General features: G+C 41.9%; 21 protein-coding genes and 18 tRNA genes. 32 read left to right on the top strand and 7 right to left on the bottom strand.

What is annotated here, in order from left to right; translation table 11 throughout:
- Positions 1-133 precede the first annotated feature (133 nt).
- From rsmE to ruvX, 4 genes are all read left to right on the top strand, one after another.
- Positions 134-865, top strand: coding sequence for a 16S rRNA (uracil(1498)-N(3))-methyltransferase (rsmE, locus tag OC457_RS02240; protein ID WP_080174546.1), 732 nt, complete (start codon positions 134-136; stop codon positions 863-865).
- Between the two features lie 17 nt (positions 866-882).
- Positions 883-1,833 (top strand): glutathione synthase, encoded by a 951-nt coding sequence (gene gshB, locus OC457_RS02235; protein ID WP_080174545.1) that lies wholly within the window; start codon positions 883-885, stop codon positions 1,831-1,833.
- 120 nt (positions 1,834-1,953) lie between these two features.
- Positions 1,954-2,517, top strand: a complete 564-nt coding sequence (locus OC457_RS02230) for a YqgE/AlgH family protein (protein ID WP_080174544.1) — start codon at positions 1,954-1,956, stop codon at positions 2,515-2,517.
- The gene (ruvX, locus tag OC457_RS02225) at positions 2,514-2,945 is read left to right on the top strand and encodes a Holliday junction resolvase RuvX (protein WP_080174543.1); all 432 of its coding nucleotides are present in this window, start codon (positions 2,514-2,516) and stop codon (positions 2,943-2,945) included. Before OC457_RS02230 ends, ruvX begins: the two co-directional genes overlap by 4 nt.
- A gap of 357 nt (positions 2,946-3,302) precedes the next feature.
- Here the strand turns inward: ruvX and OC457_RS02220 are convergent, their stop codons facing one another.
- Entirely contained in the window at positions 3,303-4,409 is a 1,107-nt protein-coding gene (locus tag OC457_RS02220) for a PilT/PilU family type 4a pilus ATPase (protein WP_080174542.1), read from the bottom strand.
- Between the two features lie 16 nt (positions 4,410-4,425).
- Positions 4,426-5,463, bottom strand: a complete 1,038-nt coding sequence (locus tag OC457_RS02215) for a type IV pilus twitching motility protein PilT (RefSeq protein ID WP_080174541.1) — start codon at positions 5,461-5,463, stop codon at positions 4,426-4,428.
- 25 nt (positions 5,464-5,488) lie between these two features.
- Between OC457_RS02215 and OC457_RS02210 the strand changes: the two genes are divergently transcribed.
- From OC457_RS02210 to hemW, 6 genes are all read left to right on the top strand, one after another.
- Positions 5,489-6,199 carry a YggS family pyridoxal phosphate-dependent enzyme gene (locus tag OC457_RS02210; RefSeq protein ID WP_080174540.1) on the top strand — a complete coding sequence of 237 codons (711 nt, stop codon included), beginning with the start codon at positions 5,489-5,491 and terminating at the stop codon, positions 6,197-6,199.
- A 98-nt stretch (positions 6,200-6,297) separates the two neighbouring features.
- Positions 6,298-7,116: a pyrroline-5-carboxylate reductase gene (proC, locus tag OC457_RS02205; protein ID WP_080174539.1), complete on the top strand. Its 819-nt coding sequence runs from the start codon at positions 6,298-6,300 to the stop codon at positions 7,114-7,116.
- Between the two features lie 9 nt (positions 7,117-7,125).
- Entirely contained in the window at positions 7,126-7,683 is a 558-nt protein-coding gene (locus OC457_RS02200; RefSeq protein ID WP_045037796.1) for a YggT family protein, read from the top strand.
- Positions 7,680-7,976, top strand: a complete 297-nt coding sequence (yggU, locus tag OC457_RS02195) for a DUF167 family protein YggU (protein ID WP_080174538.1) — start codon at positions 7,680-7,682, stop codon at positions 7,974-7,976. The genes OC457_RS02200 and yggU overlap by 4 nt, the downstream gene beginning before the upstream one ends.
- A 210-nt stretch (positions 7,977-8,186) precedes the next feature.
- On the top strand, positions 8,187-8,777 hold the full coding sequence (locus OC457_RS02190) for an XTP/dITP diphosphatase (RefSeq protein ID WP_080174560.1): 591 nt from the start codon (positions 8,187-8,189) through the stop codon (positions 8,775-8,777).
- Positions 8,778-8,780: 3 nt separating this feature from the next.
- On the top strand, positions 8,781-9,941 hold the full coding sequence (gene hemW / locus OC457_RS02185) for a radical SAM family heme chaperone HemW (protein ID WP_080174537.1): 1,161 nt from the start codon (positions 8,781-8,783) through the stop codon (positions 9,939-9,941).
- 118 nt (positions 9,942-10,059) lie between these two features.
- Here hemW and OC457_RS02180 read toward each other — a convergent pair whose 3' ends face one another.
- The 3 genes from OC457_RS02180 to trmB form a co-directional block, all read right to left on the bottom strand.
- Positions 10,060-10,404: a DUF2884 family protein gene (locus OC457_RS02180; RefSeq protein ID WP_159447852.1), complete on the bottom strand. Its 345-nt coding sequence runs from the start codon at positions 10,402-10,404 to the stop codon at positions 10,060-10,062.
- 112 nt (positions 10,405-10,516) lie between these two features.
- Positions 10,517-11,437 (bottom strand): glutaminase B, encoded by a 921-nt coding sequence (glsB, locus tag OC457_RS02175; protein ID WP_080174535.1) that lies wholly within the window; start codon positions 11,435-11,437, stop codon positions 10,517-10,519.
- Between the two features lie 104 nt (positions 11,438-11,541).
- Entirely contained in the window at positions 11,542-12,279 is a 738-nt protein-coding gene (gene trmB, locus OC457_RS02170) for a tRNA (guanosine(46)-N7)-methyltransferase TrmB (protein ID WP_061000740.1), read from the bottom strand.
- A gap of 250 nt (positions 12,280-12,529) precedes the next feature.
- Here trmB and mutY point away from each other — a divergent pair, with 250 nt between their 5' ends.
- From mutY to OC457_RS02070, 20 genes are all read left to right on the top strand, one after another.
- On the top strand, positions 12,530-13,582 hold the full coding sequence (gene mutY, locus OC457_RS02165; protein ID WP_080174534.1) for an A/G-specific adenine glycosylase: 1,053 nt from the start codon (positions 12,530-12,532) through the stop codon (positions 13,580-13,582).
- A 134-nt stretch (positions 13,583-13,716) separates the two neighbouring features.
- Positions 13,717-13,989, top strand: a complete 273-nt coding sequence (locus OC457_RS02160; protein ID WP_080174533.1) for an oxidative damage protection protein — start codon at positions 13,717-13,719, stop codon at positions 13,987-13,989.
- A 168-nt stretch (positions 13,990-14,157) separates the two neighbouring features.
- Positions 14,158-14,233, top strand: a tRNA-Phe gene (locus OC457_RS02155).
- Between the two features lie 45 nt (positions 14,234-14,278).
- Positions 14,279-14,354 (top strand) — tRNA-Asn (locus OC457_RS02150).
- A 48-nt stretch (positions 14,355-14,402) separates the two neighbouring features.
- Positions 14,403-14,478 (top strand) — tRNA-Thr (locus OC457_RS02145).
- Positions 14,479-14,533: 55 nt separating this feature from the next.
- Positions 14,534-14,609, top strand: a tRNA-Phe gene (locus OC457_RS02140).
- A 46-nt stretch (positions 14,610-14,655) separates the two neighbouring features.
- Positions 14,656-14,731: transfer RNA gene (locus OC457_RS02135), tRNA-Asn, on the top strand.
- 49 nt (positions 14,732-14,780) lie between these two features.
- Positions 14,781-14,856, top strand: a tRNA-Thr gene (locus tag OC457_RS02130).
- 55 nt (positions 14,857-14,911) lie between these two features.
- Positions 14,912-14,987: transfer RNA gene (locus OC457_RS02125), tRNA-Phe, on the top strand.
- Positions 14,988-15,033: 46 nt separating this feature from the next.
- A tRNA-Asn gene (locus OC457_RS02120) sits at positions 15,034-15,109 on the top strand.
- Between the two features lie 283 nt (positions 15,110-15,392).
- Positions 15,393-15,478, top strand: a tRNA-Ser gene (locus OC457_RS02115).
- Positions 15,479-15,579: 101 nt separating this feature from the next.
- Positions 15,580-15,665, top strand: a tRNA-Ser gene (locus OC457_RS02110).
- A 366-nt stretch (positions 15,666-16,031) separates the two neighbouring features.
- A tRNA-Phe gene (locus OC457_RS02105) sits at positions 16,032-16,107 on the top strand.
- 45 nt (positions 16,108-16,152) lie between these two features.
- Positions 16,153-16,228: transfer RNA gene (locus tag OC457_RS02100), tRNA-Asn, on the top strand.
- Between the two features lie 48 nt (positions 16,229-16,276).
- Positions 16,277-16,352: transfer RNA gene (locus OC457_RS02095), tRNA-Thr, on the top strand.
- 55 nt (positions 16,353-16,407) lie between these two features.
- Positions 16,408-16,483: transfer RNA gene (locus tag OC457_RS02090), tRNA-Phe, on the top strand.
- 46 nt (positions 16,484-16,529) lie between these two features.
- Positions 16,530-16,605 (top strand) — tRNA-Asn (locus OC457_RS02085).
- 49 nt (positions 16,606-16,654) lie between these two features.
- Positions 16,655-16,730, top strand: a tRNA-Thr gene (locus tag OC457_RS02080).
- Positions 16,731-16,785: 55 nt separating this feature from the next.
- A tRNA-Phe gene (locus OC457_RS02075) sits at positions 16,786-16,861 on the top strand.
- Positions 16,862-16,907: 46 nt separating this feature from the next.
- Positions 16,908-16,983, top strand: a tRNA-Thr gene (locus tag OC457_RS02070).
- A 200-nt stretch (positions 16,984-17,183) separates the two neighbouring features.
- Here the strand turns inward: OC457_RS02070 and mrcB are convergent.
- Both mrcB and hrpB read right to left on the bottom strand, forming a co-directional pair.
- On the bottom strand, positions 17,184-19,607 hold the full coding sequence (gene mrcB / locus OC457_RS02065; protein ID WP_080174532.1) for a penicillin-binding protein 1B: 2,424 nt from the start codon (positions 19,605-19,607) through the stop codon (positions 17,184-17,186).
- A 131-nt stretch (positions 19,608-19,738) separates the two neighbouring features.
- Positions 19,739-22,228, bottom strand: a complete 2,490-nt coding sequence (hrpB, locus tag OC457_RS02060) for an ATP-dependent helicase HrpB (protein WP_080174531.1) — start codon at positions 22,226-22,228, stop codon at positions 19,739-19,741.
- 92 nt (positions 22,229-22,320) lie between these two features.
- Between hrpB and sfsA the strand changes: the two genes are divergently transcribed.
- Together sfsA and dksA are read left to right on the top strand one after the other, a co-directional pair.
- On the top strand, positions 22,321-23,034 hold the full coding sequence (sfsA, locus tag OC457_RS02055) for a DNA/RNA nuclease SfsA (RefSeq protein ID WP_080174530.1): 714 nt from the start codon (positions 22,321-22,323) through the stop codon (positions 23,032-23,034).
- 129 nt (positions 23,035-23,163) lie between these two features.
- The gene (dksA, locus tag OC457_RS02050; RefSeq protein ID WP_080174529.1) at positions 23,164-23,613 is read left to right on the top strand and encodes an RNA polymerase-binding protein DksA; all 450 of its coding nucleotides are present in this window, start codon (positions 23,164-23,166) and stop codon (positions 23,611-23,613) included.
- The last annotated feature ends 96 nt before the right edge of the window (positions 23,614-23,709 follow it).

Here is a 23,709-nt window from a genome sequence, read left to right as displayed (position 1 = left end):
CATCATTTAACGCGACCATTATTGTTTATTCGGCTCTATTTAGGCGATTTCAGACATTAACTTTTGCCCTCCCTCTGCCGCTAACCGTGGTAATATCTGATATTACTCAATCATTACGACAGATGACCGCATCATGAGAATTCCACGAATTTACCATCCACAACCTTTACCAAGCCAAGGTACGGTTATGCTTAGCGACGATGCGGCTAACCATGTTGGCCGCGTTATGCGTATGCAAGTTGGACAACAAGTATTACTGTTTGATGGCAGTAACGCTGAGTTCCCTGCTGTTATTAGCAGCGCCAGCAAAAAAAGTGTTGAAGTTGAGATTCAAGAGCGCATTGAACACAGTATTGAATCACCCTTAGATATTCACTTAGGCCAAGTGATTTCACGCGGTGATAAAATGGAGTTCACGATTCAAAAATCAGTTGAGTTGGGTGTTAACACCATTACACCACTTATTTCAGAGCGTTGTGGCGTTAAACTCAATGCTGAACGCTTTGAGAAAAAACTTGAACAGTGGCAAAAAATCGCTATTGCAGCCTGTGAGCAATGTGGCCGTAATGTCGTACCAACCATTCGCCCTGTAATGAAACTGGAGCAATGGTGCGCAGAAGAATATGATGGTCTAAAACTGAATTTGCACCCTCGAGCGCATTATTCTATTAACACCCTCCCTACCCCAGTAACGAAAGTTCGGTTATTGATTGGTCCTGAAGGTGGCTTGTCTGCTGAAGAAATTAGCATGACAGAGCAATATAAATTTGACGAAATCTTATTAGGCCCACGTGTATTACGCACTGAGACTACCGCAATGACAGCCATTACCGCACTGCAAGTTCGCTTTGGTGATCTAGGCTAAGTAATCAGGAGAAAACAATGATCAAGCTAGGTATTGTGATGGACCCTATCCAGTCTATCAATATCAAAAAAGATTCAACCTTTGCCATGATGATGGAAGCACAACATCGTGGTTGGGAATTACACTATATAGAAATGAGTGATCTTTCTTTAGAGCAAGGTGTTGCAATTGCACGTACGCGCACTGTCACTGTAAAAAAAGATCCAAACGACTGGTTTGAATTCCATAATGAGCAAGAGATCCCACTCGCTGATCTTGATGCGGTATTAATGCGTAAAGATCCTCCGTTTGATACTGAATACATTTATGCGACTTACATTCTTGAGCGCGCAGAAGATAACGGTGCATTAATCGTTAATAAACCGCAAAGCCTACGTGATTGTAATGAAAAGCTATTTACTGCATGGTTCCCAGAGCTAACGCCAACCACGATTGTGACTCGTCGTGCTGAGAAACTAAAAGCATTTCACCAACAGCACGGTGATGTGATTCTAAAACCACTTGATGGTATGGGTGGCTCGTCTATTTTCCGCGTAATGAAAAATGATCCTAACGTATCTGTGATCATTGAAACGCTAACCGCAATGGGTGAAAACTACTGCATGGCGCAAACATTTGTGCCTGATATCAGTAACGGTGATAAACGTATTTTAGTGGTTGATGGCGAGCCAATGCCATATTGCCTAGCGCGTATTCCAGCCAAAGGCGAAACCCGTGGTAACTTAGCCGCTGGCGGTCGTGGTGAAGCGCGTCCAATTAGCGATACTGATCGTAAGATTGCCGAAACTGTAGCGCCAATTTTAAAACAGAAAGGCTTAATCTTTGTCGGTCTTGATGTGATTGGCGACAAGCTAACTGAAATTAACGTCACTAGCCCAACCTGTATTTGTGAAATTGAAGCTGCATTTGATATTTCAATCACAGGTAAATTAATGGATGCGATTGAACGCCGTATTAACGCTAACTAACATTACCTAAGCGTTAAACATCAGCCATAATCAAATCAAGAATGCAGCGATTATATTTTATCGCTGCTTTTTATTATCAACACCAACATCGGTGCTGACGTGTATTTAATGGTGTTGTAAATGAATCTGACCAATCATTTCTTAGTGGCTATGCCCACTATGCAAGATCCAAATTTCAAACATAGTGTCATTTATGTGTGTGAACATAATGATGAAGGTGCAATGGGCATCATCATTAATCAACCGATTGAGATCTCAATTGCAGATATGCTTGATCAAATTGATATTGAACGCACACGACCGCTCGTTGATCCTATAAGTATTGAAGCTCCCGTTCTTAATGGTGGGCCTGTTGCCGAAGATCGCGGCTTTGTATTGCACTCAATTCAAGCGGATTATAGCTCCAGTATTGTAATTACGCCTCAACTTGCTGTTACCACTTCTTTAGATATTTTAGCTCAACTAGGTACTGACCAAGCACCACAACAATTTCTTGTTGCACTCGGTTATGCTGGGTGGGATGTCGGTCAACTTGAGCAAGAATTAGCGGATAATAATTGGCTCACTATTGAAGCTGATAGCAACATTATTTTTTCCACTCCGATAGATCAGCGCTGGCAACAAGCCATGGCAATATTAGGTATTAGCCCCGCGAATCTGTCATCAGATATAGGTCATGCATGAGTCAATCTCGCAGCGTATTAAGCTTTGATTACGGCACCAAAAGTATTGGTGCTGCTATCGGTCAAGAACTCACTGGCACAGCCAGTCCACTCGCCGCTTTAAAGGCCAAAGATGGTATTCCTAATTGGGATGACATTGAAAAAATCTTAAAAGAATGGCAACCCGATTTAATTGTAGTGGGCTTACCATTAGATCTTGCAGGTAAAGAACTTGAAACCATCGCACCACGGGCAAAGAAATTTGCTAACCGTATTCATGGTCGATTTGGCTACGCGGTTGAATTACACGATGAACGGTTAAGTACAGTGGAAGCCAAAGCTGACTTGTTTGAACGTGGTGGTTATCGTTCATTAAGTAAAGGCAACATCGATTCACAATCTGCAGTAGTGATTTTAGAAAGTTGGTTTGAACGTCAATACGGCGCTTAATCAACAGTAAAAAATTAATCATCACCTCAGGCTAAAAACATAAAAAAAAAGACAAGCTTCTATCTGGAGCTTGTCTTTTTTTTGTCTGGTACAGCTTTAGCTCATAAGATCATCACAAAGCTGACAGCTGTTTTCTAAATCACTTCTCTTTGTTTCTCAAGCTGCAGTATCACTGGCTTGATCAGCTTGTACAGCTTTTTGATCACTTAAACCCAAAAGCTTATCCACTGTATTTTGCGTTGAAAACTTAAAATAAAAAACCTACAAAACAACAAGTTAAATAAAAACACTTGTACAGGCCATAATTATTAACAATTTGCCCATGATGTTCCTTTAGCAAAAGGATCATCATAGACTTTAACTGTTTTCAAGCGTTACTCCCGATAAACTACTTAACGGCTGAATACTATGATCACCCAATTTAATCATTAACCGTAAATCATTAGCGGAGTCGGCATGGTACAGCGCATCTTGCTCAGTTATTTTTCCTTCGCTAAATAACGCATACAATGACTGGTCAAACGTTATCATTCCTGCATCCGTTGATTTCGCCATCACATCTTTAATTTCATACAAATCACCCCGTCGAATTAAATCGGCAACTCGCGGTGTATTCAGTAATAATTCATACACACCATGGCGACCAACACCATTAGCATCAGCAACTAACTGCTGCGCCAAAATACATTTAAGATTAAGAGATAAATCAAATAAAAATTGATCACGTCGTTCTTCAGGTACTAAATGTAAAATTCGCTCTAATGCCTGATTAGCATTATTGGCATGCAACGTTGCCATACATAAATGGCCAGTTTCAGCAAAATTCATCGCATATTCCATCGTTTCACGAGTACGAATTTCACCAATCAAAATCATATCTGGTGCTTGGCGTAATGAATTTTTTAGTGCCACTTCATAGCTAGCAGTGTCCAGCCCAACTTCACGCTGAGTGACAATGCATTTGTTGTGTTTATGAACAAATTCAATTGGATCTTCAACCGTTAAAATATGCCCACTTCGATGCTGATTACGATAGCCCGTCATGGCTGCCATTGAGGTTGATTTACCAGAACCTGTCGCCCCGACAATTAATACCAAACCCCGTTTCGATAATGCTAATCGCTCCATCTCAATCGGTAACTGCAAGTCACTTATTTGCGGAATTTGAGATTCAATACGACGGATCACCATTCCGGGTAATTCTCGTTGCCAAAAAGCACTGACACGAAATCGATGTTCATTACGCACTAAAGCAAAATTAGCTTCTTTGGTACTGATAAACTCCTGTCTGAGGTTGGCATCCATCGCTTGATCAAACAAACTATCAACATCATCACGGGTTAATACCTTGCCTATATCATGCAGATTACCGTCAATTTTTAATAAACACGCTGAATCAACCGTAATATATAAATCAGAAGCTTTTTTAATAACAACCTGTTCAAGAATGTCATCTAACGTCATGCAATTATTCATTTATCTAAAATCCACGTTGATTACTATCAAGAATACGACGCCCTTCTTCGGCAGCTACCATTCCTTGTGCCACCAGCATTTTTACACTTTGTTCCATGGTCTGCATACCAAGTGATGAACCGGTTTGAATCATCGAATACATCTGAGCAATTTTATCTTCACGGATTAAATTACGAATAGCCGGCGTTGCCATCATCACTTCATGACACGCAACACGACCACCAGAGGTACACTTCAATAAGTTTTGTGCCACAACGGCGCGCAATGATTCTGACAACATTGAGCGCACCATCGATTTATCATTACCAGGAAAAACATCAATAATACGGTCAACCGTTTTAGCTGCTGAACTGGTATGCAAAGTACCTAATACCAAGTGACCGGTTTCAGCTGCCGTTAATGCCAAACTAATGGTTTCTTGATCACGCAACTCACCCACGACAATCACATCGGGATCTTCACGCAATGATGATCGCAGTGCATTTTGGAAACTTAAGGTATCGCGATGCACTTCACGTTGATTGATCAGACAGCTTTTACTGGTATGGACAAATTCGATCGGATCTTCAATGGTCAATATATGGCGTTGATAGTTGCTATTGATGTAATCTACTAAGGCGGCAATGGTGGTTGATTTACCTGAGCCCGTTGCGCCAGTGACCAGTACTAACCCACGGTTAAGCTGCGCAATATCATAAAAAACCTCAGGAACATTCAGTGACGCTAACGTAGGAATATTCATAGGGATAGTTCGTAGTACAGCAGAAGCACCACGAGACTGATGAAAAGCATTAACCCTGAAACGACCAACTTCAGGTAATTCAAAAGAAAAATCGACTTCTAATTTTTCTTCATATTCTCGACGCTGTGCATCGTTCATAATATCAAAGATCAATTGGTGCACTTCTGTATGAGTTAAAGCAGGTAAACTGAGCTTTCTCACATCACCATCCACCCTTATTATTGGTGGAACACCCGCAGAAAGGTGCAGATCTGATGCGTTATGCTTTACACTAAAATCGAGTAATTCGGTAATATCCATAAACAACTTTCCTCAAGAATTAATTATGAACAGTATTAAGCAAAATATTACACAGGTCATCAATGAGATGGCACTCGCAACTGAAAAATGCGGTAGAGACATCGATTCAGTGCAACTGCTAGCAGTAAGTAAAACTAAGCCCGTTACTGCAATCGAACAAGCGATTGACGCCGGTCTATTTGCTTTTGGTGAAAACTACGTTCAGGAAGGGGTTGATAAAGTTAATTATTTTGCGAGCCATCCCGCTGCAAAACAATTAGTTTGGCACTTTATTGGTCCAATTCAATCAAATAAAACTCGCCCGATTGCTGAGCATTTTGATTGGGTTCATTCCATTGATCGCCTAAAAACAGCAACCCGTTTAAATGAACAACGACCAACAACAATGGCACCGTTAAATGTGTTGTTGCAAGTTAATACCAGCGGTGAAGCAAGTAAATCAGGCATTTCCGCAAATGAGGTTATAGAGCTCGCTGCAGCCATTGCAACCATGCCTCAATTAACTTTACGTGGATTAATGTCGATCCCACAACCAGAAACCGATTATGATAGCCAATTCGCTGCTTTTAAAGCATTAGCGGATTTATTAGAACAACTAAAACCACACCATCCGCAACTTGATACGTTATCAATGGGCATGAGCGGTGACATGGAAGCGGCTATTGCAGCAGGAAGTACTATGGTTCGTATTGGTACCGCCCTGTTTGGTGCGCGTGATTATAGCAACCAAGCCTAATCTAATAATGGTTTTTAAAGCCTAACAATAGTTTTTTAATAACGGTCAACGACTCAGCCGACTTGTTTGCGCGTCGTACCAACAGCAAAGGATATTACATGGAACAGCGTTCTATCGCTTTTATCGGTGCCGGTAACATGGCACGTTCAATCATCGCCGGGTTAATTGCCAGTGGTTATGATGCAAGTAAAATCACCGCTACGGCACCTAGTGAAACCCGTCTAGCACCATTAAGCCGTGATTTTGGTATTCATACCGACAGTAATAACCTACGTGCAGCACAGCAAGCTGATGTTATTGTACTGGCAGTAAAACCTCAATTGATGGCTGAAGTTTGTTTACCATTGCAAGCGGTAGATTTCAGTAATAAATTAGTGATCTCTATTGCTGCTGGTATTAACAGCGCTCGATTAGCAACGATGCTTGATAGCCAATTGCATTTAGTACGCGTAATGCCAAACACACCAGCATTAATTGGTAAGGGCATGAGCGGCTTATATGCTGATTCAACATTAGCACCGCAAGATCATCAATTTGCGAGCCAATTACTGCAAGCTGTCGGTGAAATTTGCTGGGTTAAACAAGAAGCAGATATCAATGGTATCATTGCTGCAGCAGGCAGTGCACCCGCTTACTTCTTCTTATTTATGGAAGCGATTCAACAACAAGCAATAGCACAAGGTTTTGATGAACAAACCGCACGCTTGCTCGTTCAACAAACCGCATTAGGCGCAGCAGAAATGGTGCAAGCAAATCCAGAAACGGATCTTGCTACACTACGTCAGCAAGTGACTTCTAAAGGCGGCACTACAGCAGAAGCGATTAATACGTTCAATCAGCATCATTTAACAGAAATCGTGGCTAAGGCAATGCAAGCTGCTGTTGCTCGTGCTCAAGAAATGGAACAATTGTTTTAAGGTTTAATTATGAATTCACTCGCTTTTTTAATTACCACAGTCTTTGATCTCTACATCATGATTGTGTTGCTACGTGTTTGGTTACAATGGTCACGAGCAGATTTTTATAACCCATTCTCACAATTTATCGTCAAAGCAACTCAACCAGTTGTGGCACCGTTACGTCGTGTGATCCCATCAATTGGCTCTATTGATATGGCAACCATTTTATTTGGTTACGTATTATGTGTGGCTAAATTTATTCTGCTACAACTCGCATTAACAGGCGGTGCATCAGCCTTTAGTCCAATGTTCTTATTCTTTGGTTTATTGGCACTGATTAAAGCGGCTGGCGGATTATTATTCTGGGTATTATTAATTCGTGCCATTTTAAGTTGGGTCAGCCAAGGTCGCAGCCCAATGGAATACGTGATGCACCAGCTAACAGAACCACTAATGGCACCTATTCGTCGCGTACTACCTGCTATGGGTGGTCTTGATTTAAGTATTCTAGTGATCTTCTTAGGATTGCAGTTTGCTAACTATTTGATGGGTGATTTAATTGGTCCAATTTGGTTCCAATTATGAGTGATAATGCTGTATTTCGCCAAGGTGATGATGTCGTTATTCGACTCTACATTCAACCTAAAGCCAGCCGTGATCAAATCGTTGGTCTGCATGGTGGTAAAGTAAAAATTGCCATTACAGCGCCACCCGTTGATGGCAAGGCAAATGCGCATTTAGCCAAATATTTAGCCAAGCAATTTAAAGTTGCCAAGGGATTAGTTCATGTGGAAAAAGGCTTTCAAGGCCGCCACAAGCAAATTCGAATTGAAGATCCAAAACAGATTCCAGAAACTATTGCCAATCTAATGCAATAGTATTACTGCCAACTGTTATCCTAAAAAAGCGAATATCCTATGGGTATTCGCTTTTTTTATTGCAGTACATTGATACATAAATTGGCATATAAACCATAACAAGATATAAACCGCAAACAATCATCTTGTACTATGCGCGGCTTTGTTATTACCCACACAACGGCTATCATAGCAGTCATTAACGAATTAACGTTTTCAAAAGGCATCAATATGAGCAAACTGGTACTGGCAACAGGCAATCAAGGCAAAGTAAAAGAAATGGCGTCCCTACTTGCTGACTTTGGTTTTGATGTTGTCGCTCAAAGCGATTTTAATGTTTCAGAAGTGGCAGAAACAGGCACCACTTTTATTGAAAATGCGATCATCAAGGCACGCCATGCCGCTAAAGAAACCGGTTGTGCTGCCATTGCTGATGATTCGGGGCTTGAGGTTGATTATCTTCAAGGCGCACCGGGTATTTATTCTGCTCGTTTCGCTGGTGAAGGTGCCACTGATGCTGAAAATATTGATAAATTACTTGCGGCAATGGACGGTGTTCCAGAAGCACAACGCAGTGCGCGTTTCCATTGTGTCTTAGTGATGATGCGTCACGAAAATGATCCAACGCCATTAGTTTGTCATGGTTCATGGGAAGGCAGCATTTTAACTGAACGTCATGGTGATAATGGCTTTGGTTATGATCCTATTTTCTGGGTGCCAGAAGATCAATGTGCTTCAGCGCAACTCGATCCAAGTCGTAAAAAGCAACTATCACACCGTGGTAAAGCGCTTCAACAACTTTTCAGTGCACTAAAAGGCTAACTCATGCTTGTTCCTCCACCACTTAGCTTATATGTTCACATTCCTTGGTGTGTCCAAAAGTGCCCCTATTGCGACTTTAATTCGCATGCGCTAAAAACTGAATTGCCAGAACTTGATTATATTGATGCGTTAATTGACGATCTTGAAACCGATCTGATGGCATACCAATTAGTTAATGGTCAACGACCACTGCATTCAATTTTTATTGGTGGTGGTACGCCAAGTTTAATTTCGCCAGCTGAAATCGGTCGCTTACTGGCTGCTATTGAAGCCCGTATTCCATTTAGTGATAATATTGAGATCACCATGGAAGCCAACCCAGGTACGGTTGAAGCGGGACGCTTTGATGGTTATCGCCAAGCGGGGGTGAACCGAATTTCAATTGGTATTCAAAGTTTCCAAGATCAAAAATTACAGCGTTTAGGACGTATTCACGGTAGCCAAGAAGCGATTAAGGCAATTGAACTGGCACAATCAGCTGGATTAAACAGCTTTAATACCGATCTGATGCATGGCTTACCCGATCAATCTATTGCAGATGCGATCAGTGATCTTAAGCAAGCGATCGCCCTTGATCCGCCACATCTATCTTGGTATCAACTGACAATTGAGCCCAATACTCTGTATTACTCAAAACCACCGACATTACCTGATGACGATGATTTATGGGATATTTTTGAGCAAGGTCATGCGTTGTTAACCGCTGCAGGTTATCAACAATATGAAATTTCTGGCTACAGCAAGCCTGGAAAGCAATGCCAACATAATCTTAATTATTGGCGCTTTGGTGATTACTTAGGTATCGGTTGTGGCGCCCATGGCAAAATAAGTTTTGATGATGGCCGTATTATTCGCACCGTAAAGGTCAAACATCCTCGTGGATATTTACAAGCGGATAAGCCTTATTTAAACGAGCAAATTGCAGTAGCTGATAGTGAACGTCCTTTTGAATTCTTCATGAACAGATTTCGATTATTAGAAGCCTGTCCAAAGCAAGACTTCATTGATCGTACTGGCTTAGCGTTAACAACCATTGAAGCTAATATCGATTGGGCGATTGAACAAAATTATTTACAAGATAATGGCGATCAATGGCAGATCACTGAACATGGTAAATTATTTTTAAATGATTTATTAGCCGCTTTTGTTGAAGATGAAGAGTAATTACTTCGTCTGATTCGAACTTAACAGCATGTAAAAAATCATCACAAAAAAGCGATATCACCCAGTGAATCGCTTTTTTACTTACTGCTCATTAAAGATAAAACGCCAAAGAAGTCACTTATTTTAAACTGACACTTCGCCAATTTTTCAATGCTGGAATCTGTTGTCGAATTTGATTTTCTTTATCAACACGTACAGCGGCAAAATTACAGAGCGTGGTATCAATGTGCTGACCATGAGATAAAACATACGGCAAATCTGTGGTGATCGTTTGATAATATTGTGCCAATAACGCTGTTTGTTGCGGGCCTAAATTTACTTTATGGATATCAAAATAAAGCTGACCATTATCTTTAATCGTAAAGGTCTGTGTGTCTTGCTCTAAAATTAATTTTTCATCCGTAAAGCTTAGATTATTCTGCCACAATGGCTGACACTCGACAGCCACAACAGATGAACTCATACTCAGTCCAAGTAATAACCCACAGCTGGTTTTTATATAAGATTTAATATTCATCAATAATACTCGCTTCCCTAAAAAGTGGGTTGCGACATATCATTTCGATATACACCCACTAAAAAATAGAACGTCCAATCCGTGCTGATAACTTTTCTAATGCTGCGGTACCCACCAAAGAGTTTCCTGATTGATCCAATTCTGGCGACCACACCGCAATTGTCATTTCTCCCGGCACAATCGCCACAATACCGCCACCAACACCTGATTTACCCGGCATACCAACGCGGTAAGCAAACTCTCCCGCGCCATCATATAACCCACATGTCGCAAGCAATGCATTTATATGCTTACTTTGAGTTTGGCTAATTATTGGCGTTTTTGCACCTAAAGGCTGACCTTTATTTGCTAAATAAGAAAATGTTCGCGCTAAATCAACGCAACTCATCTTTAATGCGCAGTAACTAAAATAGTTATTAAGTACAGGCATTACTTCATTATTAAAGTTACCAAATGAACGCATTAAATAAGCAATCGAAGCATTACGATCACTGTGTTGCATCTCTGAATTAGCTACAATTTTGTCGTAAACAATCTGTGGGTTGCAGGATAATTCACGCACTAATTCAAGCATACGGTATTGCGGGGCGCACAAGCGGCTATATAGCATGTCAGAAATAACAATCGCACCAGGATTAATAAATGGATTACGCGGAATGCCATTTTCTAATTCCAACTGAATCATTGAATTAAATGCCTGACCTGACGGCTCTTTACCTACTCGCGCCCATAATTCATCGGGTTCATAAAGTGCCATCGCTAATGTCAGTGCTAAAACTTTGGAGATCGATTGAATAGAAAAGCTTTCTTGGCTATCACCTGCTTGAATAATTTCGCCATCGTTATAACACACAGCGATGCCTAATTTATTCGCAGGAACTTCAGCTAAAGCTGGAATATAGTTAGCGACTTTTCCTTGACCAATCAATGGTCTAACTTCATCTAAAATGCCATTGAGCAAGCTCTCTGTCGGCTTCATTTACTTCATCTCCAATAACAAAAAAGCCAACAAAAGTTGGCTTTCTAAATAAATAATGCAAGCATTGCTGTCACGCTAATCGCTGCTTACAGCAATCTCTGCCATTATTCAGTACGCATGTACTTCATATCCCATACGCCATGACCTAGGCGATGACCACGTGCTTCAAACTTAGTTAAAGGACGATCTTCTGGGCGTGCAATGTAAGCACCATCAGTAGCAGTATTCTTGTAGCCAGGTGCCGCATCCATCACTTCAACCATGTGCTCTGCGTAATTTTCCCAGTCTGTTGCCATATGGAAAATACCACCAATTTTAAGCTTTTTACGTAGCATTTCAGCAAATTCAGGCTGAACAATACGACGCTTATGGTGACGCGCTTTATGCCATGGGTCTGGGAAGAATAACTGCACCATATCAAGGCTGCCATCAGGGATCATGTGTTCAAACACTTCCACACCGTCATGACACATTACGCGTAAGTTAGTTAAATTAGCCGCTTCAGCGCCCATTAAACAGTGACCAACACCTGGAGTGTGAACTTCGATACCAACAAAGTTTTTCTCTGGCGCCGCTTGTGCCATTTCAACCAATGATGCACCCATACCAAAACCGATTTCTAATACAACTGGCGCTTCACGGTTAAAGACTTGTGTCCAGTCCAGCATTTCAGTGGCGAAATCAATACCCATAGCTGGCCAGTTTTTTTCCATCGCATTTTCTTGGCCCTTGGTTAAACGGCCTTCACGACGAACAAAACTGCGGATCTTACGAACCATTTTGCCTTCATCGGTAAATTCAGTCAGAGTTACGTCACCTGACTTTTTTGAAACTTCGCTCATGCTAACTATCCAAACAAAAAAAGAAACGGAACGGCATTATCCAAACTTATAGGCTCAATTCAAGTCTATCAATTGTGATAATCGCCAGTTTATGATGCAATCTTAGTCAATAACGTCATTATAGACGCCATTACATTGATGAGTTGCAGTATAAGGGATCGTCTCCACGGACTCCAACTTTCCGCAACCTCATTCCATAATAAAGCGCACCATGACATTTTTTAAGTCTCTTAAGTAAAGTGAGCCCATCGTGAGAACAGCTTTTTCCGACGCTATTTTAGCTTGGTATGATAAATTCGGCCGAAAAACCCTACCATGGCAATATCAAAAAACCCCTTACAAAGTATGGTTATCTGAAATTATGTTGCAGCAGACTCAAGTTGCTACGGTGATCCCTTACTTTGAACGCTTTATGGCGCGCTTCCCTACCGTGGCTGATCTTGCCGCTGCCGAACAAGATGAAGTGTTACATTTATGGACAGGATTGGGCTATTACGCTCGTGCTCGTAATCTTCACAAAGCCGCTCAATTAATTGTCGCTGAGCATAATGGTGAGTTTCCAACAACGATTGCAGAAGTTGAAGCCCTACCGGGTATTGGACGCTCAACCGCAGGGGCGGTGTTATCACTATCATTAAACCAACATCACCCGATTTTAGATGGTAACGTAAAGCGTACTCTTGCTCGATGCTATGCGATTGAAGGCTGGCCAGGTAAAAAGCCAGTGGAAAATGCACTATGGGACATCGCCACCGCAAATACACCAACAATGGGTGTCGAACGCTACAACCAAGCGATGATGGATATGGGGGCGATGATTTGTACTCGTAGCAAACCTAAATGCGATTTGTGCCCAATTGAAGCTCAGTGTCTTGCTAAAGCACAGCAACGTCAGAGTGAATTTCCGGGTAAGAAGCCTAAAAAAGTGATGCCAGAAAAACAAACCTGGTTTGCGATTTTACGCTATGGCGACAAAGTATGGCTTGAACAACGTCCACAAGTGGGTATTTGGGGCGGCTTATGGTGCTTCCCGCAGCATGACACCGACAATCTTGATGATTTACTGCTACAACAACTCGAACAGCCACAAGCAATGATCGCCAATCAGCAGCAACTGATCGCATTTAGACATACGTTTAGCCACTATCATCTTGATATTACACCCGTTTTATTTACGTTAAACCAAATTCCTAATGTGATCCATGATCGCCAAGGGCAATGGTATGATCTGCATGATCCTGCCAAAATTGGTTTAGCGGCCCCAGTACAAAAAATCCTTGATGGATTGCTGTACCCACAATAGTTATGCGGTTGTTATTCCAGTTTCGACCCTAGCCGCTACTTGCCTACTCTGGTATAACTATTGTTATAAATACAGCAATTATAAAAACAGTCATTGTCACTGTAATTTAATAATCAATGCATAAGGAATATTCCATGAGCCGTACTGTTTTTTGTGTTCGTCTACAGCAAGAAGCTGAAGGTCTAGATTTTCAATTGTACCCAGGTGATCTTGGTCAACGTATTTTTGATACGGTATCAAAACAAGCATGGGCACAATGGCAAGCTAAACAGACTATGCTGATCAATGAAAAAAAACTTAATATGATGAACCCCGAGCATCGTCAACTACTTGAGACAGAAATGGTCAAATTTTTGTTTGAAGGTAAAGATGTAGTGATTGATGGCTATACTCCACCAACAAAATAATATTAAGTTCAAAAACTTATTCCGCCGTGACTCCATCGGCGGAAATTAGCAAAAATGTAAAAAACGCCACCACAACGAACAAAAAGCCAACACTTAAACGCGATAATTATTTTTTATTAAAAAAAGGGTTGACGAAAAGGCTCAAAACCCTTTTAATAGCGCCCCGTTGCCTTGATAGCTCAGTCGGTAGAGCAGAGGATTGAAAATCCTCGTGTCGGTGGTTCGATTCCGCCTCGAGGCACCATTTCTTCTCTTTTGAAGTTTGGTGTTAAGCAACAACAAAATCTGTTCCCTCTTAGTTCAGTTGGTAGAACGCCGGACTGTTAATCCGTATGTCACTGGTTCAAGTCCAGTAGAGGGAGCCACTATTTATTTCTTGGCTCAATAGAGCGGAGAGATTACAGAATTAATGTGCCGACTTAGCTCAGTAGGTAGAGCAACTGACTTGTAATCAGTAGGTCACCAGTTCGACTCCGGTAGTCGGCACCATTTATTCTCTTACTTCGGTAAGAAATGCAACAATAGCAATTTGATTGCTGTGTTTGCCTTGATAGCTCAGTCGGTAGAGCAGAGGATTGAAAATCCTCGTGTCGGTGGTTCGATTCCGCCTCGAGGCACCATATTAAAATTTGATTCGATTTGTCGAGTTAAATAGTAAAAGTTAATTCCCTCTTAGTTCAGTTGGTAGAACGCCGGACTGTTAATCCGTATGTCACTGGTTCAAGTCCAGTAGAGGGAGCCAAATTTATTTCTTCACTCAATAGAGTAAAGGAATATAAAAGAATTAATGTGCCGACTTAGCTCAGTAGGTAGAGCAACTGACTTGTAATCAGTAGGTCACCAGTTCGACTCCGGTAGTCGGCACCATTTATTCTCTTACTTCGGTAAGAAATGCAACAATAGCAATTTGATTGCTGTGTTTGCCTTGATAGCTCAGTCGGTAGAGCAGAGGATTGAAAATCCTCGTGTCGGTGGTTCGATTCCGCCTCGAGGCACCATATTAAAATTTGATTCGATTTGTCGAGTTAAATAGTAAAAGTTAATTCCCTCTTAGTTCAGTTGGTAGAACGCCGGACTGTTAATCCGTATGTCACTGGTTCAAGTCCAGTAGAGGGAGCCAAATAAGAAAACCTTGTCGAAAGACAAGGTTTTTTTTCGTCTGTACGAAAGTGAAATAAACTTCATTGATCAAATCGTTGACTCCCCACTCGATAATGCCCTCTTAGTTCAGTTGGCAACACTTTATGAGAAGCTTGGCGGACTGCTAATCCGTATGTCACTGGTTCAAGTCCAGTAGAGGGAGCCAAATAAGAAAACCTTGTCGAAAGACAAGGTTTTTTTTCGTCTGTACTTTAGTGAAATAAACTTCATTGATCAAATCGTTGACTCCCCACTCGATAATGCCCTCTTAGTTCAGTTGGCAACACTTTATGAGAAGCTTGGCGGACTGCTAATCCGTATGTCACTGGTTCAAGTCCAGTAGAGTGAAGCCAAATAAGAAAACCTTGTCGAAAGACAAGGTTTTTTTTCGTCTGTACTTTAGTGAAATAAACTTCATTGATCAAATCGTTGACTCCCCACTCGATAATGCCCTCTTAGTTCAGTTGGCAACACTTTATGAGACGCTTGGCGGACTGCTAATCCGCATATCACTGGTTCAAGTCCAGTAGAGTGAAGCCAAACAATTAATTTACAGCGCGCAAACTATAGATTCCCGATCTCATTCATAACTTCACTGTAGGGAATGACGAAAAATCAGACTGGTATATCAGAGAATACACTCAACTAGTTGTTCTAATTTTAACCACCACGCCTCAGCAATCATTTTTAACCTCTCAAAATCACCACTACTTTTTACCAAATACTTTCTTCTTAACGCTTTTACCACCTAATGCGTATCTTCTGCAGTGACTGACAAACACCATAAAACTGAATATTTAAGTGCAAAATACCACCAATCAGCGCAAAAAAGATAACCTCAGTAACTATTTAAAAAAAAACCATTGACGCCAAGGCCAAAAACCTTTTTAATGCGCTCCGTTGCCTTGATAGCTCAGTCGGTAGAGCAGAGGATTGAAAATCCTCGTGTCGGTGGTTCGATTCCGCCTCGAGGCACCATTTCTTCTCTTTTGAAGTTTGGTGTTAAGCAACAACAAAATCTGTTCCCTCTTAGTTCAGTTGGTAGAACGCCGGACTGTTAATCCGTATGTCACTGGTTCAAGTCCAGTAGAGGGAGCCACTATTTATTTCTTGGTTCAATAGAGCGGAGAGATTACAGAATTAATGTGCCGACTTAGCTCAGTAGGTAGAGCAACTGACTTGTAATCAGTAGGTCACCAGTTCGACTCCGGTAGTCGGCACCATTTATTCTCTTACTTCGGTAAGAAATGCAACAATAGCAATTTGATTGCTGTGTTTGCCTTGATAGCTCAGTCGGTAGAGCAGAGGATTGAAAATCCTCGTGTCGGTGGTTCGATTCCGCCTCGAGGCACCATATTAAAATTTGATTCGATTTGTCGAGTTAAATAGTAAAAGTTAATTCCCTCTTAGTTCAGTTGGTAGAACGCCGGACTGTTAATCCGTATGTCACTGGTTCAAGTCCAGTAGAGGGAGCCAAATTTATTTCTTCACTCAATAGAGTAAAGGAATATAAAAGAATTAATGTGCCGACTTAGCTCAGTAGGTAGAGCAACTGACTTGTAATCAGTAGGTCACCAGTTCGACTCCGGTAGTCGGCACCATTTATTCTCTTACTTCGGTAAGAAATGCAACAATAGCAATTTGATTGCTGTGTTTGCCTTGATAGCTCAGTCGGTAGAGCAGAGGATTGAAAATCCTCGTGTCGGTGGTTCGATTCCGCCTCGAGGCACCATATTAAAGATAATGAGTTTACTCGTTATTTAAAAAGAATTTAGTGTGCCGACTTAGCTCAGTAGGTAGAGCAACTGACTTGTAATCAGTAGGTCACCAGTTCGACTCCGGTAGTCGGCACCATCTTTTGAAAGCCTCATCTTTGATGAGGTTTTTTTTCGTCTGAAGAAAAAGGAACGAGGGTTCGAGACTTTCAACACCAGCAACATCATTATCAATGATAATCTTGCGACTGCCCTTACTTGTCGCTAAACACCTCGCTCTCCGCCCCCCTCGAAAACTCGTCCCTGCTTTTCCTATCTTCTGCTGTTACCTATTTTCTACTAATCCGCAAACATATGCTTAATCCATGTTGCAGGCTGACTATCATTACACTGCGCTTTTAAATCACCGTTCTTATCCCATGCAGGTAATAAGACATTACCATTACAATTAAATTGTAAACTGCCATTTGCTGCCCGTTGATACTTCACCGTAGTGATATAAGGAGGCCAGCCGATATTTAATGGCAACGGTTGACGACGAGCAAGATAATCAGCATAAACCCGTAGCGCACCACTAGAACCAGTCAGACGCACTGGCGTGTTATCATCCCGTCCAACCCATACTACGCCAACTTCACGCCCATCGGCTCCTGCAAACCAGCTATCACGGTTATTATCCGTTGTTCCCGTTTTACCCGCTAACTTGGCAGAACTAAATTTATTCTGAAGAAAACGAGCGGTTCCTTGACTGACTACTTTTTTCATATCATAAGTGGTTAACCAAGCCGCTTGTTCAGCAACCACTTGCTCGATATGCGACTGATGTTGGTACAGCACTCGCCCTTGACTATCAACGACAGCATCAAGACTATACAGCGGCGCTTTACGACCATTATTAGTTATGCTTTGGTACATTTGCGCCACTTCAAACGGCGATAAACTAAATGCACCTAATAATATCGAGGGTAAATGAGGAATTTCATCGCGCTTAACACCCAGCCTAGCCATGGTGTTAATCACCGTTTTTAGCCCAACCTTTAAACCTAAGTTTACCGTCGGTACATTTAATGAATGCGCTAAAGCATAATATAACGGTACTTGCCCACGGAACTTACGATCATAATTTCTTGGTCGCCACGATGTTCCCTTACTGCCTTTTAGAACAATCGCTCGATCACTCAAGGTTGTCGCTAAAGTAAACGTCTGTGGTTGGCTTAAGGCAGCCAAATAGACAGCTGGCTTGGCTAATGAACCAATTTGACGGCTCGCATCCAACGCGCGGTTAAATCCGGCATAACCAGGACGACTACCGCCAATCAATGCTCTTACTGCACCATATTGACGATCAACCACCACCATGGCTGTTTCTACTTTCACGCCAGCCTTTTTATTTAATTGTGGCACCATCACTGCAATAGTTTTTTCTGCCGCTTGTTGTGACACTGGATCAAGAGTGCTGAAAATACGTAGTCCTTTACCTGATTTGTAAATATCACCCACATCTTGTTCTAACTCCCGCTGTAATTGTTGAAAATACGCAGGTTGCCGACTCGCTATTTTAGGTGTCTTTTGAATTCCCAATGGCTCTGCAATTGCTTGTTCATATTCCGCACCAGTAAGGTAATTATTTTTCAAAAGTAACATCAACACTAAATCGCGGCGTTTCATGGTGCGCTCAGGATGACGCCATGGATTAAATTGCGACGGTCCTTTTACCATTCCGACTAACATTGCTAATTGATCGGCTCGCAGTTCTTCTAACGGGCGACCGAAATAAAATCGTGCCGCAAGGGGAAAACCATGAATTTCTTTTGCACCATTTTGACCTAAGTAAATTTCATTTAAATAGGCTTCTAAAATACGATCTTTGCTGTAACGGTAATCAATAATAACGGCAATATACGCTTCACGTACTTTGCGCCATAAACTACGTTCACGACTTAAAAATAGGTTTTTCGCCAATTGCTGAGTGAGCGTACTGCCCCCTTGTACGGTATGACCCGCTTTAAGGTTAACCACCATCGCCCGTAAAATTGCCAGTGGTGATACTCCTTCATGTTGATAAAAATCGCGATCTTCGGTCGTTAACAATGCATCAATTAATAACGGTGGAAATTGATCCCGCGCCATAAATATCCGTTGTTCATTGCCCGTTAGCCCTAACATACCTAATAATTTCGGTTCTATCTTGAGGGTTTTTAATGATTTCTTGGTTGTTAGATCGGTAATACTACTCAACGTGCTACCAGAGAATGTAAGCATCACATGTTGTTGTGGTTGGGGATCATCAACAAACTTAAATGGTCGACGAATTAATTCAATTCGAGTTGCAGATGCGGAATACTCACCCATGCGCTGTGGCGTCGCAACCTTATGATACTGCAACGCATCTAACTCATGACGAACGTCACCAAGAGTCATCGCCTGATGAGGATGCAAAGTAAGTACGCGTCCATAAACAACCGAAGGTAAATCCCAGATTTGACCATCCATTTTATTACGCACTACAGTATCTAAATAAATACCAATCACTAATAAAATAGCCACGACCACTAAGGTCACTTTAAACACTAAACTGCCAAGCTTATGTAGCCATGGATGCGAACCCGCAACTTTTTTAGTGGCTGTTTTTTTAGACGAAGCTTTTTGGGAGGCGTTTTTTTTTGCAGGCTGTTTGTTAGCGGTTGGTTTTACAGCGACCTTTTTAGGCGTGGCCGCAGGCTTTTTAGGTTGTGGTTTTTGAGGTTGTGGCGACTTACTCATAATGCATCAACTACCGTTATTCCTATAGTGTAGAGGCCTTAATTAGCCCCTACTTCATGATTCAGTATATTAAGATCCTAACAACTATTACTGATTATATATACAGGTTATAACTCGTTTGTTTAGCACACCTACAGGTATTTTTTTATTTTGCGGGTTGGAAGATGATTTGCAGGATCATCAGGCCAAGGATGTTTGGGATAACGTCCTTTCATCTCTTTTTGAACTTCTTTGTATGATCCCTGCCAAAAACCGGCTAAATCTTGCGTGATCTGCAACGGGCGCTGCGCAGGTGATAATAATTCAAGTACCAAAACAACCTTGCCATTGGCAATCGTCGGTGTGGTCGGCTCACCAAACATTTCTTGTAACTTTACAGCCAGTACGGGTAGTTGTTGTTCTTGATAGCGGATCGCTATATTTGATCCAGTCGGCACCAAATAATGGGTCGGTAACAATTGATCGAGCTGTTGTTTTTGATTCCAACCAAGATAAGCTTCTAATGCTGCAACCATATTGACTTTTTGTAAGCCTTTTAAGGTTGTAATACCGTTTAAATAAGGCAATAACCATTGATCAGCATGGCTAAGTAAACTTGCCTCATCTAATGCTGGTAAACCCATCTCCGGTAACCATTCATTGGCACAACGACCACGAATTAATAATCCGTTAGCTTTTTCTGTCCAATGTAAAACGCTTAACCCTTTACGTTTAACCGCATTAAGTAATGCTTCACTGGCTAATGCCGCATCAGGGGTTGCTGCAAGGCTACGAGCAACAATTAACTTGCCACAATAAACACGATGTTCAGCACTTAAGCGACCTTTTTTATCATCCCAATCAAGCCACTCATTCTCAGTAAACAATATTGGTAATGCGTGTTGTAACCCATTTAAATCAGCACCAATCGCGGAAAAGATTCGACTATCACCTTGGCGGGTCTTAACCACATCAGCCACGACCAATAAAGGCTGGTTAGCAAGTCCTTGGCTACTATCAAGCACCACTCCTTGACCATTGGCTAGCTGATAACGACCATCATCAGTGCGTGATTGAGCAATACGATCGGGATAGCCCACCGCAAGCACAATAGCTGCCCAATGATTATTAGCGGTAAGCGGCGTATTTCTCGCTACAGCAAGAGTCGTAAGATGTTGCTGCGCCCGTTGCAAATAAGCATGGCTTCTAGCCAGTTTCTTTATCTCAAGTAAGTGCAACTGAAATGCTAAATCTGGATTATCAATACCGCGAGGCGGATCTTCTAATAACGCCACCAGCATTGCTGCGGTCGTTAAAATAGTGAGATCGTGATGCTGTTGTGCTGTTTGTTGAGCAAAAGCCAGCATCGCACCATGGCGAGGATCAGCGCCTATCGTTTGCATCACCTGTCCACGCGGTGTTTGCTGACCACGTTTATCAATTGCACCTAACTGCTGTAATAATTGCTGTGACTGCTGTAATGCAATCATCGGTGGCACATCTAACCATTGTAAGTCTTGTGGATCATGGCAGCCCCATTGTACGAGATCCATCGCAAGCGCAGTTAAATCACTGCGTAGAATTTCAGGTTGCGGGGTCGCAGGTTGACGGTTTAATAATTCTTCGCTGTACATTCGTAAACAAATACCTGTTTCTAAGCGTCCAGCACGCCCTGCTCGCTGCTCTGCCGATGATTGGGCTATACGTACTTGCTGTAAGCGACTAATCCCTGTTTTAGGCTCCCACAGCGCGATACGTTCAAAACCACTATCAACCACTAATCGAATCCCTTCAATGGTTAAACTGGTTTCAGCAATATTGGTGGCAAGTACTACTTTACGTTGACCTGCAGCCGCAGGATTAATCGCTTGCTGTTGTTGCTCAATAGGTAATTGACCATATAACGGGCAAATATTGATCTTATTATTGGCTGGTAACCGGAGTGCTAACGCTTGAGCGAGTCGTTTAATTTCACCAACACCCGGTAAAAACGCTAATACAGATCCCGTTTCTTGTACGAGTAATTGGCTAATTGCTATCGCCATCTGCTCAATCACATCACGCGGATCATTAACAGGTTGATAGCGATGTTCCACAGGAAAACAACGCCCTTGAGATTCAACATAAGCCGCGGTCGAAAGCAGTTGTGCCAATGCGGTTTGATCTAGGGTGGCAGACATTACCAATAATTGCAGATCATCCCGTAAAGCTTGTTGCACTTCAATCGCCAACGCTAAAGCAGTATCGGCATGAATACTACGCTCATGGAATTCATCAAAAATAATCAGTCCAATCCCTGCCAGTTCAGGATCATGCTGCAACATACGCGTCATGACACCTTCCGTTACGATCTCTAGCCGTGTTTGCGCACTGACTTTAGTTTCACCTCGTACTCGTAAGCCAACAGTTTGACCAACACTCTCCCCCAATTGCTGCGCCAAATAACTGGCAATGTTTCTGGCAGCTAGCCGTCGCGGCTCTAACATAATGATCCGCTCCGTTATTGTCCCTTGCGCTAATAGCGCCAAAGGTAAACGGGTAGACTTACCCGCCCCCGGTGGCGCTTTTAAAATCACTTGGGTATGGCTAGCTAATGCTGCAAACAAAGCAGCTAAAACATCATCAATAGGGAGTTGTGACAAGGACGTCACCTTATGTCATGATCAAAACGGAATCACATTGTAACGAAAGCCACACCACAACTAAAAATAATAATCGATACTTGAGGCCATAAATGAAATTTTCTCAGCCACTACAAGCTGCTCGCTTAATTAAACGTTATAAACGCTTTCTCGCAGATATTGAGCTCAATGATGGTGAACTAATAACGATCCACTGTGCCAATACTGGCGCAATGACAGGCTGTGCGGAACCGGGAACGACGGTATGGTATTCAACCTCGAACAATAAAAAACGTAAATACCCTAATAATTGGGAATTAGCTCAAACCAAGCACAATAATTGGATTTGTGTTAATACCATTCAAGCCAATCATCTGGTCAAAGAAGCCATTGAGCAACAACGGATACCAGAACTAAGTGGTTATGAAAATTTACGCACTGAAGTAAAATATGGTTCTGAAAATAGTCGCATTGATTTATTACTTGAATCAGATACCCGTCCCCCTTGCTATATTGAAGTAAAAAGCGTGACCCTATTAGCGGATAATGGTCAAGGTTATTTCCCTGATGCGGTTACCACTCGAGGTCAAAAACATTTACGCGAACTGACCGAAATGGCGCAACAAGGATCACGAGCAATCTTATTCTTTGCCGTTTTACACACGGGAATAAATCAGGTTGAGGTAGCAAAGCATATTGATCCAGAATACGCACGATTATTACACCAAGCGATGACAGCTGGTGTGGAAATTATTTGCTATCGAGCAACGATTAATGCCGCTGAAATAAAACTCGAAGACTGTATACAATTTCAGCATTTGACATAAAAAATGCCGTTTTCTTCACATTGACGTAGAATTGAAGTTATACATTAATTGCCACGCCGTAACCTTTCTGGTATAGATACCGCCCAAAATTAACCAGTGACGGTTATTAGGTACATTAGGAGATGCTATATGCCAGAGACCAACGTTAAAAAATCACTAGGCATCCTGGCTATTGCTGGGGTTGAACCTTATCAGGAAAAAGCTGGCGAAGAATACATGGGCGAAGCTCAATTAGAGCATTTCCATAAAATTCTATCAGCATGGCGTAACCAGCTTCGCGTTGAAGTTGATCGCACTGTAAACCACATGCAAGATGAAGCCGCTAACTTCCCCGATCCAGTGGATCGTGCCGCACAAGAAGAAGAGTTCAGCCTTGAACTTCGTAATCGTGACCGCGAACGAAAACTGATCAAGAAAATTGACAAGACGATCAAGCGTATCGAAGAAGATGATTTCGGCTTCTGTGATTCTTGTGGTATTGAGATTGGTATTCGCCGTCTTGAAGCTCGCCCAACGGCAGATCTTTGCATCGACTGTAAAACACTTGCAGAGATCAAAGAAAAGCAAATGGCTGGCTAATTTACGCCTTTATCAGGTTAAGCTAATTTTAGAGGGAGCGTAAGCTCCCTCTTTCGTTTACACTAGCGCTCAAAATAACACGCAGTAATTAACCAG

Source organism: Photobacterium toruni (assembly GCF_024529955.1).
Taxonomy (GTDB): domain Bacteria; phylum Pseudomonadota; class Gammaproteobacteria; order Enterobacterales; family Vibrionaceae; genus Photobacterium; species Photobacterium toruni.
Note: the sequence above shows the minus strand (reverse complement) of the source record. Positions and strands in the feature narration are given on the sequence as shown.

Bases quoted from the DNA above. Each gene is read 5' to 3' on its own strand.
- rsmE (WP_080174546.1), top strand. From the start codon at position 134: ATGAGAATTCCACGAATTTACCATCCACAACCTTTACCAAGCCAAGGT.
- gshB (WP_080174545.1), top strand. From the start codon at position 883: ATGATCAAGCTAGGTATTGTGATGGACCCTATCCAGTCTATCAATATC.
- OC457_RS02230 (WP_080174544.1), top strand. From the start codon at position 1,954: ATGAATCTGACCAATCATTTCTTAGTGGCTATGCCCACTATGCAAGAT.
- ruvX (WP_080174543.1), top strand. From the start codon at position 2,514: ATGAGTCAATCTCGCAGCGTATTAAGCTTTGATTACGGCACCAAAAGT.
- OC457_RS02220 (WP_080174542.1), bottom strand. From the start codon at position 4,409: ATGACGTTAGATGACATTCTTGAACAGGTTGTTATTAAAAAAGCTTCT.
- OC457_RS02215 (WP_080174541.1), bottom strand. From the start codon at position 5,463: ATGGATATTACCGAATTACTCGATTTTAGTGTAAAGCATAACGCATCA.
- OC457_RS02210 (WP_080174540.1), top strand. From the start codon at position 5,489: ATGAACAGTATTAAGCAAAATATTACACAGGTCATCAATGAGATGGCA.
- proC (WP_080174539.1), top strand. From the start codon at position 6,298: ATGGAACAGCGTTCTATCGCTTTTATCGGTGCCGGTAACATGGCACGT.
- OC457_RS02200 (WP_045037796.1), top strand. From the start codon at position 7,126: ATGAATTCACTCGCTTTTTTAATTACCACAGTCTTTGATCTCTACATC.
- yggU (WP_080174538.1), top strand. From the start codon at position 7,680: ATGAGTGATAATGCTGTATTTCGCCAAGGTGATGATGTCGTTATTCGA.
- OC457_RS02190 (WP_080174560.1), top strand. From the start codon at position 8,187: ATGAGCAAACTGGTACTGGCAACAGGCAATCAAGGCAAAGTAAAAGAA.
- hemW (WP_080174537.1), top strand. From the start codon at position 8,781: ATGCTTGTTCCTCCACCACTTAGCTTATATGTTCACATTCCTTGGTGT.
- OC457_RS02180 (WP_159447852.1), bottom strand. From the start codon at position 10,404: ATGAGTTCATCTGTTGTGGCTGTCGAGTGTCAGCCATTGTGGCAGAAT.
- glsB (WP_080174535.1), bottom strand. From the start codon at position 11,437: ATGAAGCCGACAGAGAGCTTGCTCAATGGCATTTTAGATGAAGTTAGA.
- trmB (WP_061000740.1), bottom strand. From the start codon at position 12,279: ATGAGCGAAGTTTCAAAAAAGTCAGGTGACGTAACTCTGACTGAATTT.
- OC457_RS02160 (WP_080174533.1), top strand. From the start codon at position 13,717: ATGAGCCGTACTGTTTTTTGTGTTCGTCTACAGCAAGAAGCTGAAGGT.
- mrcB (WP_080174532.1), bottom strand. From the start codon at position 19,607: ATGAGTAAGTCGCCACAACCTCAAAAACCACAACCTAAAAAGCCTGCG.
- sfsA (WP_080174530.1), top strand. From the start codon at position 22,321: ATGAAATTTTCTCAGCCACTACAAGCTGCTCGCTTAATTAAACGTTAT.
- dksA (WP_080174529.1), top strand. From the start codon at position 23,164: ATGCCAGAGACCAACGTTAAAAAATCACTAGGCATCCTGGCTATTGCT.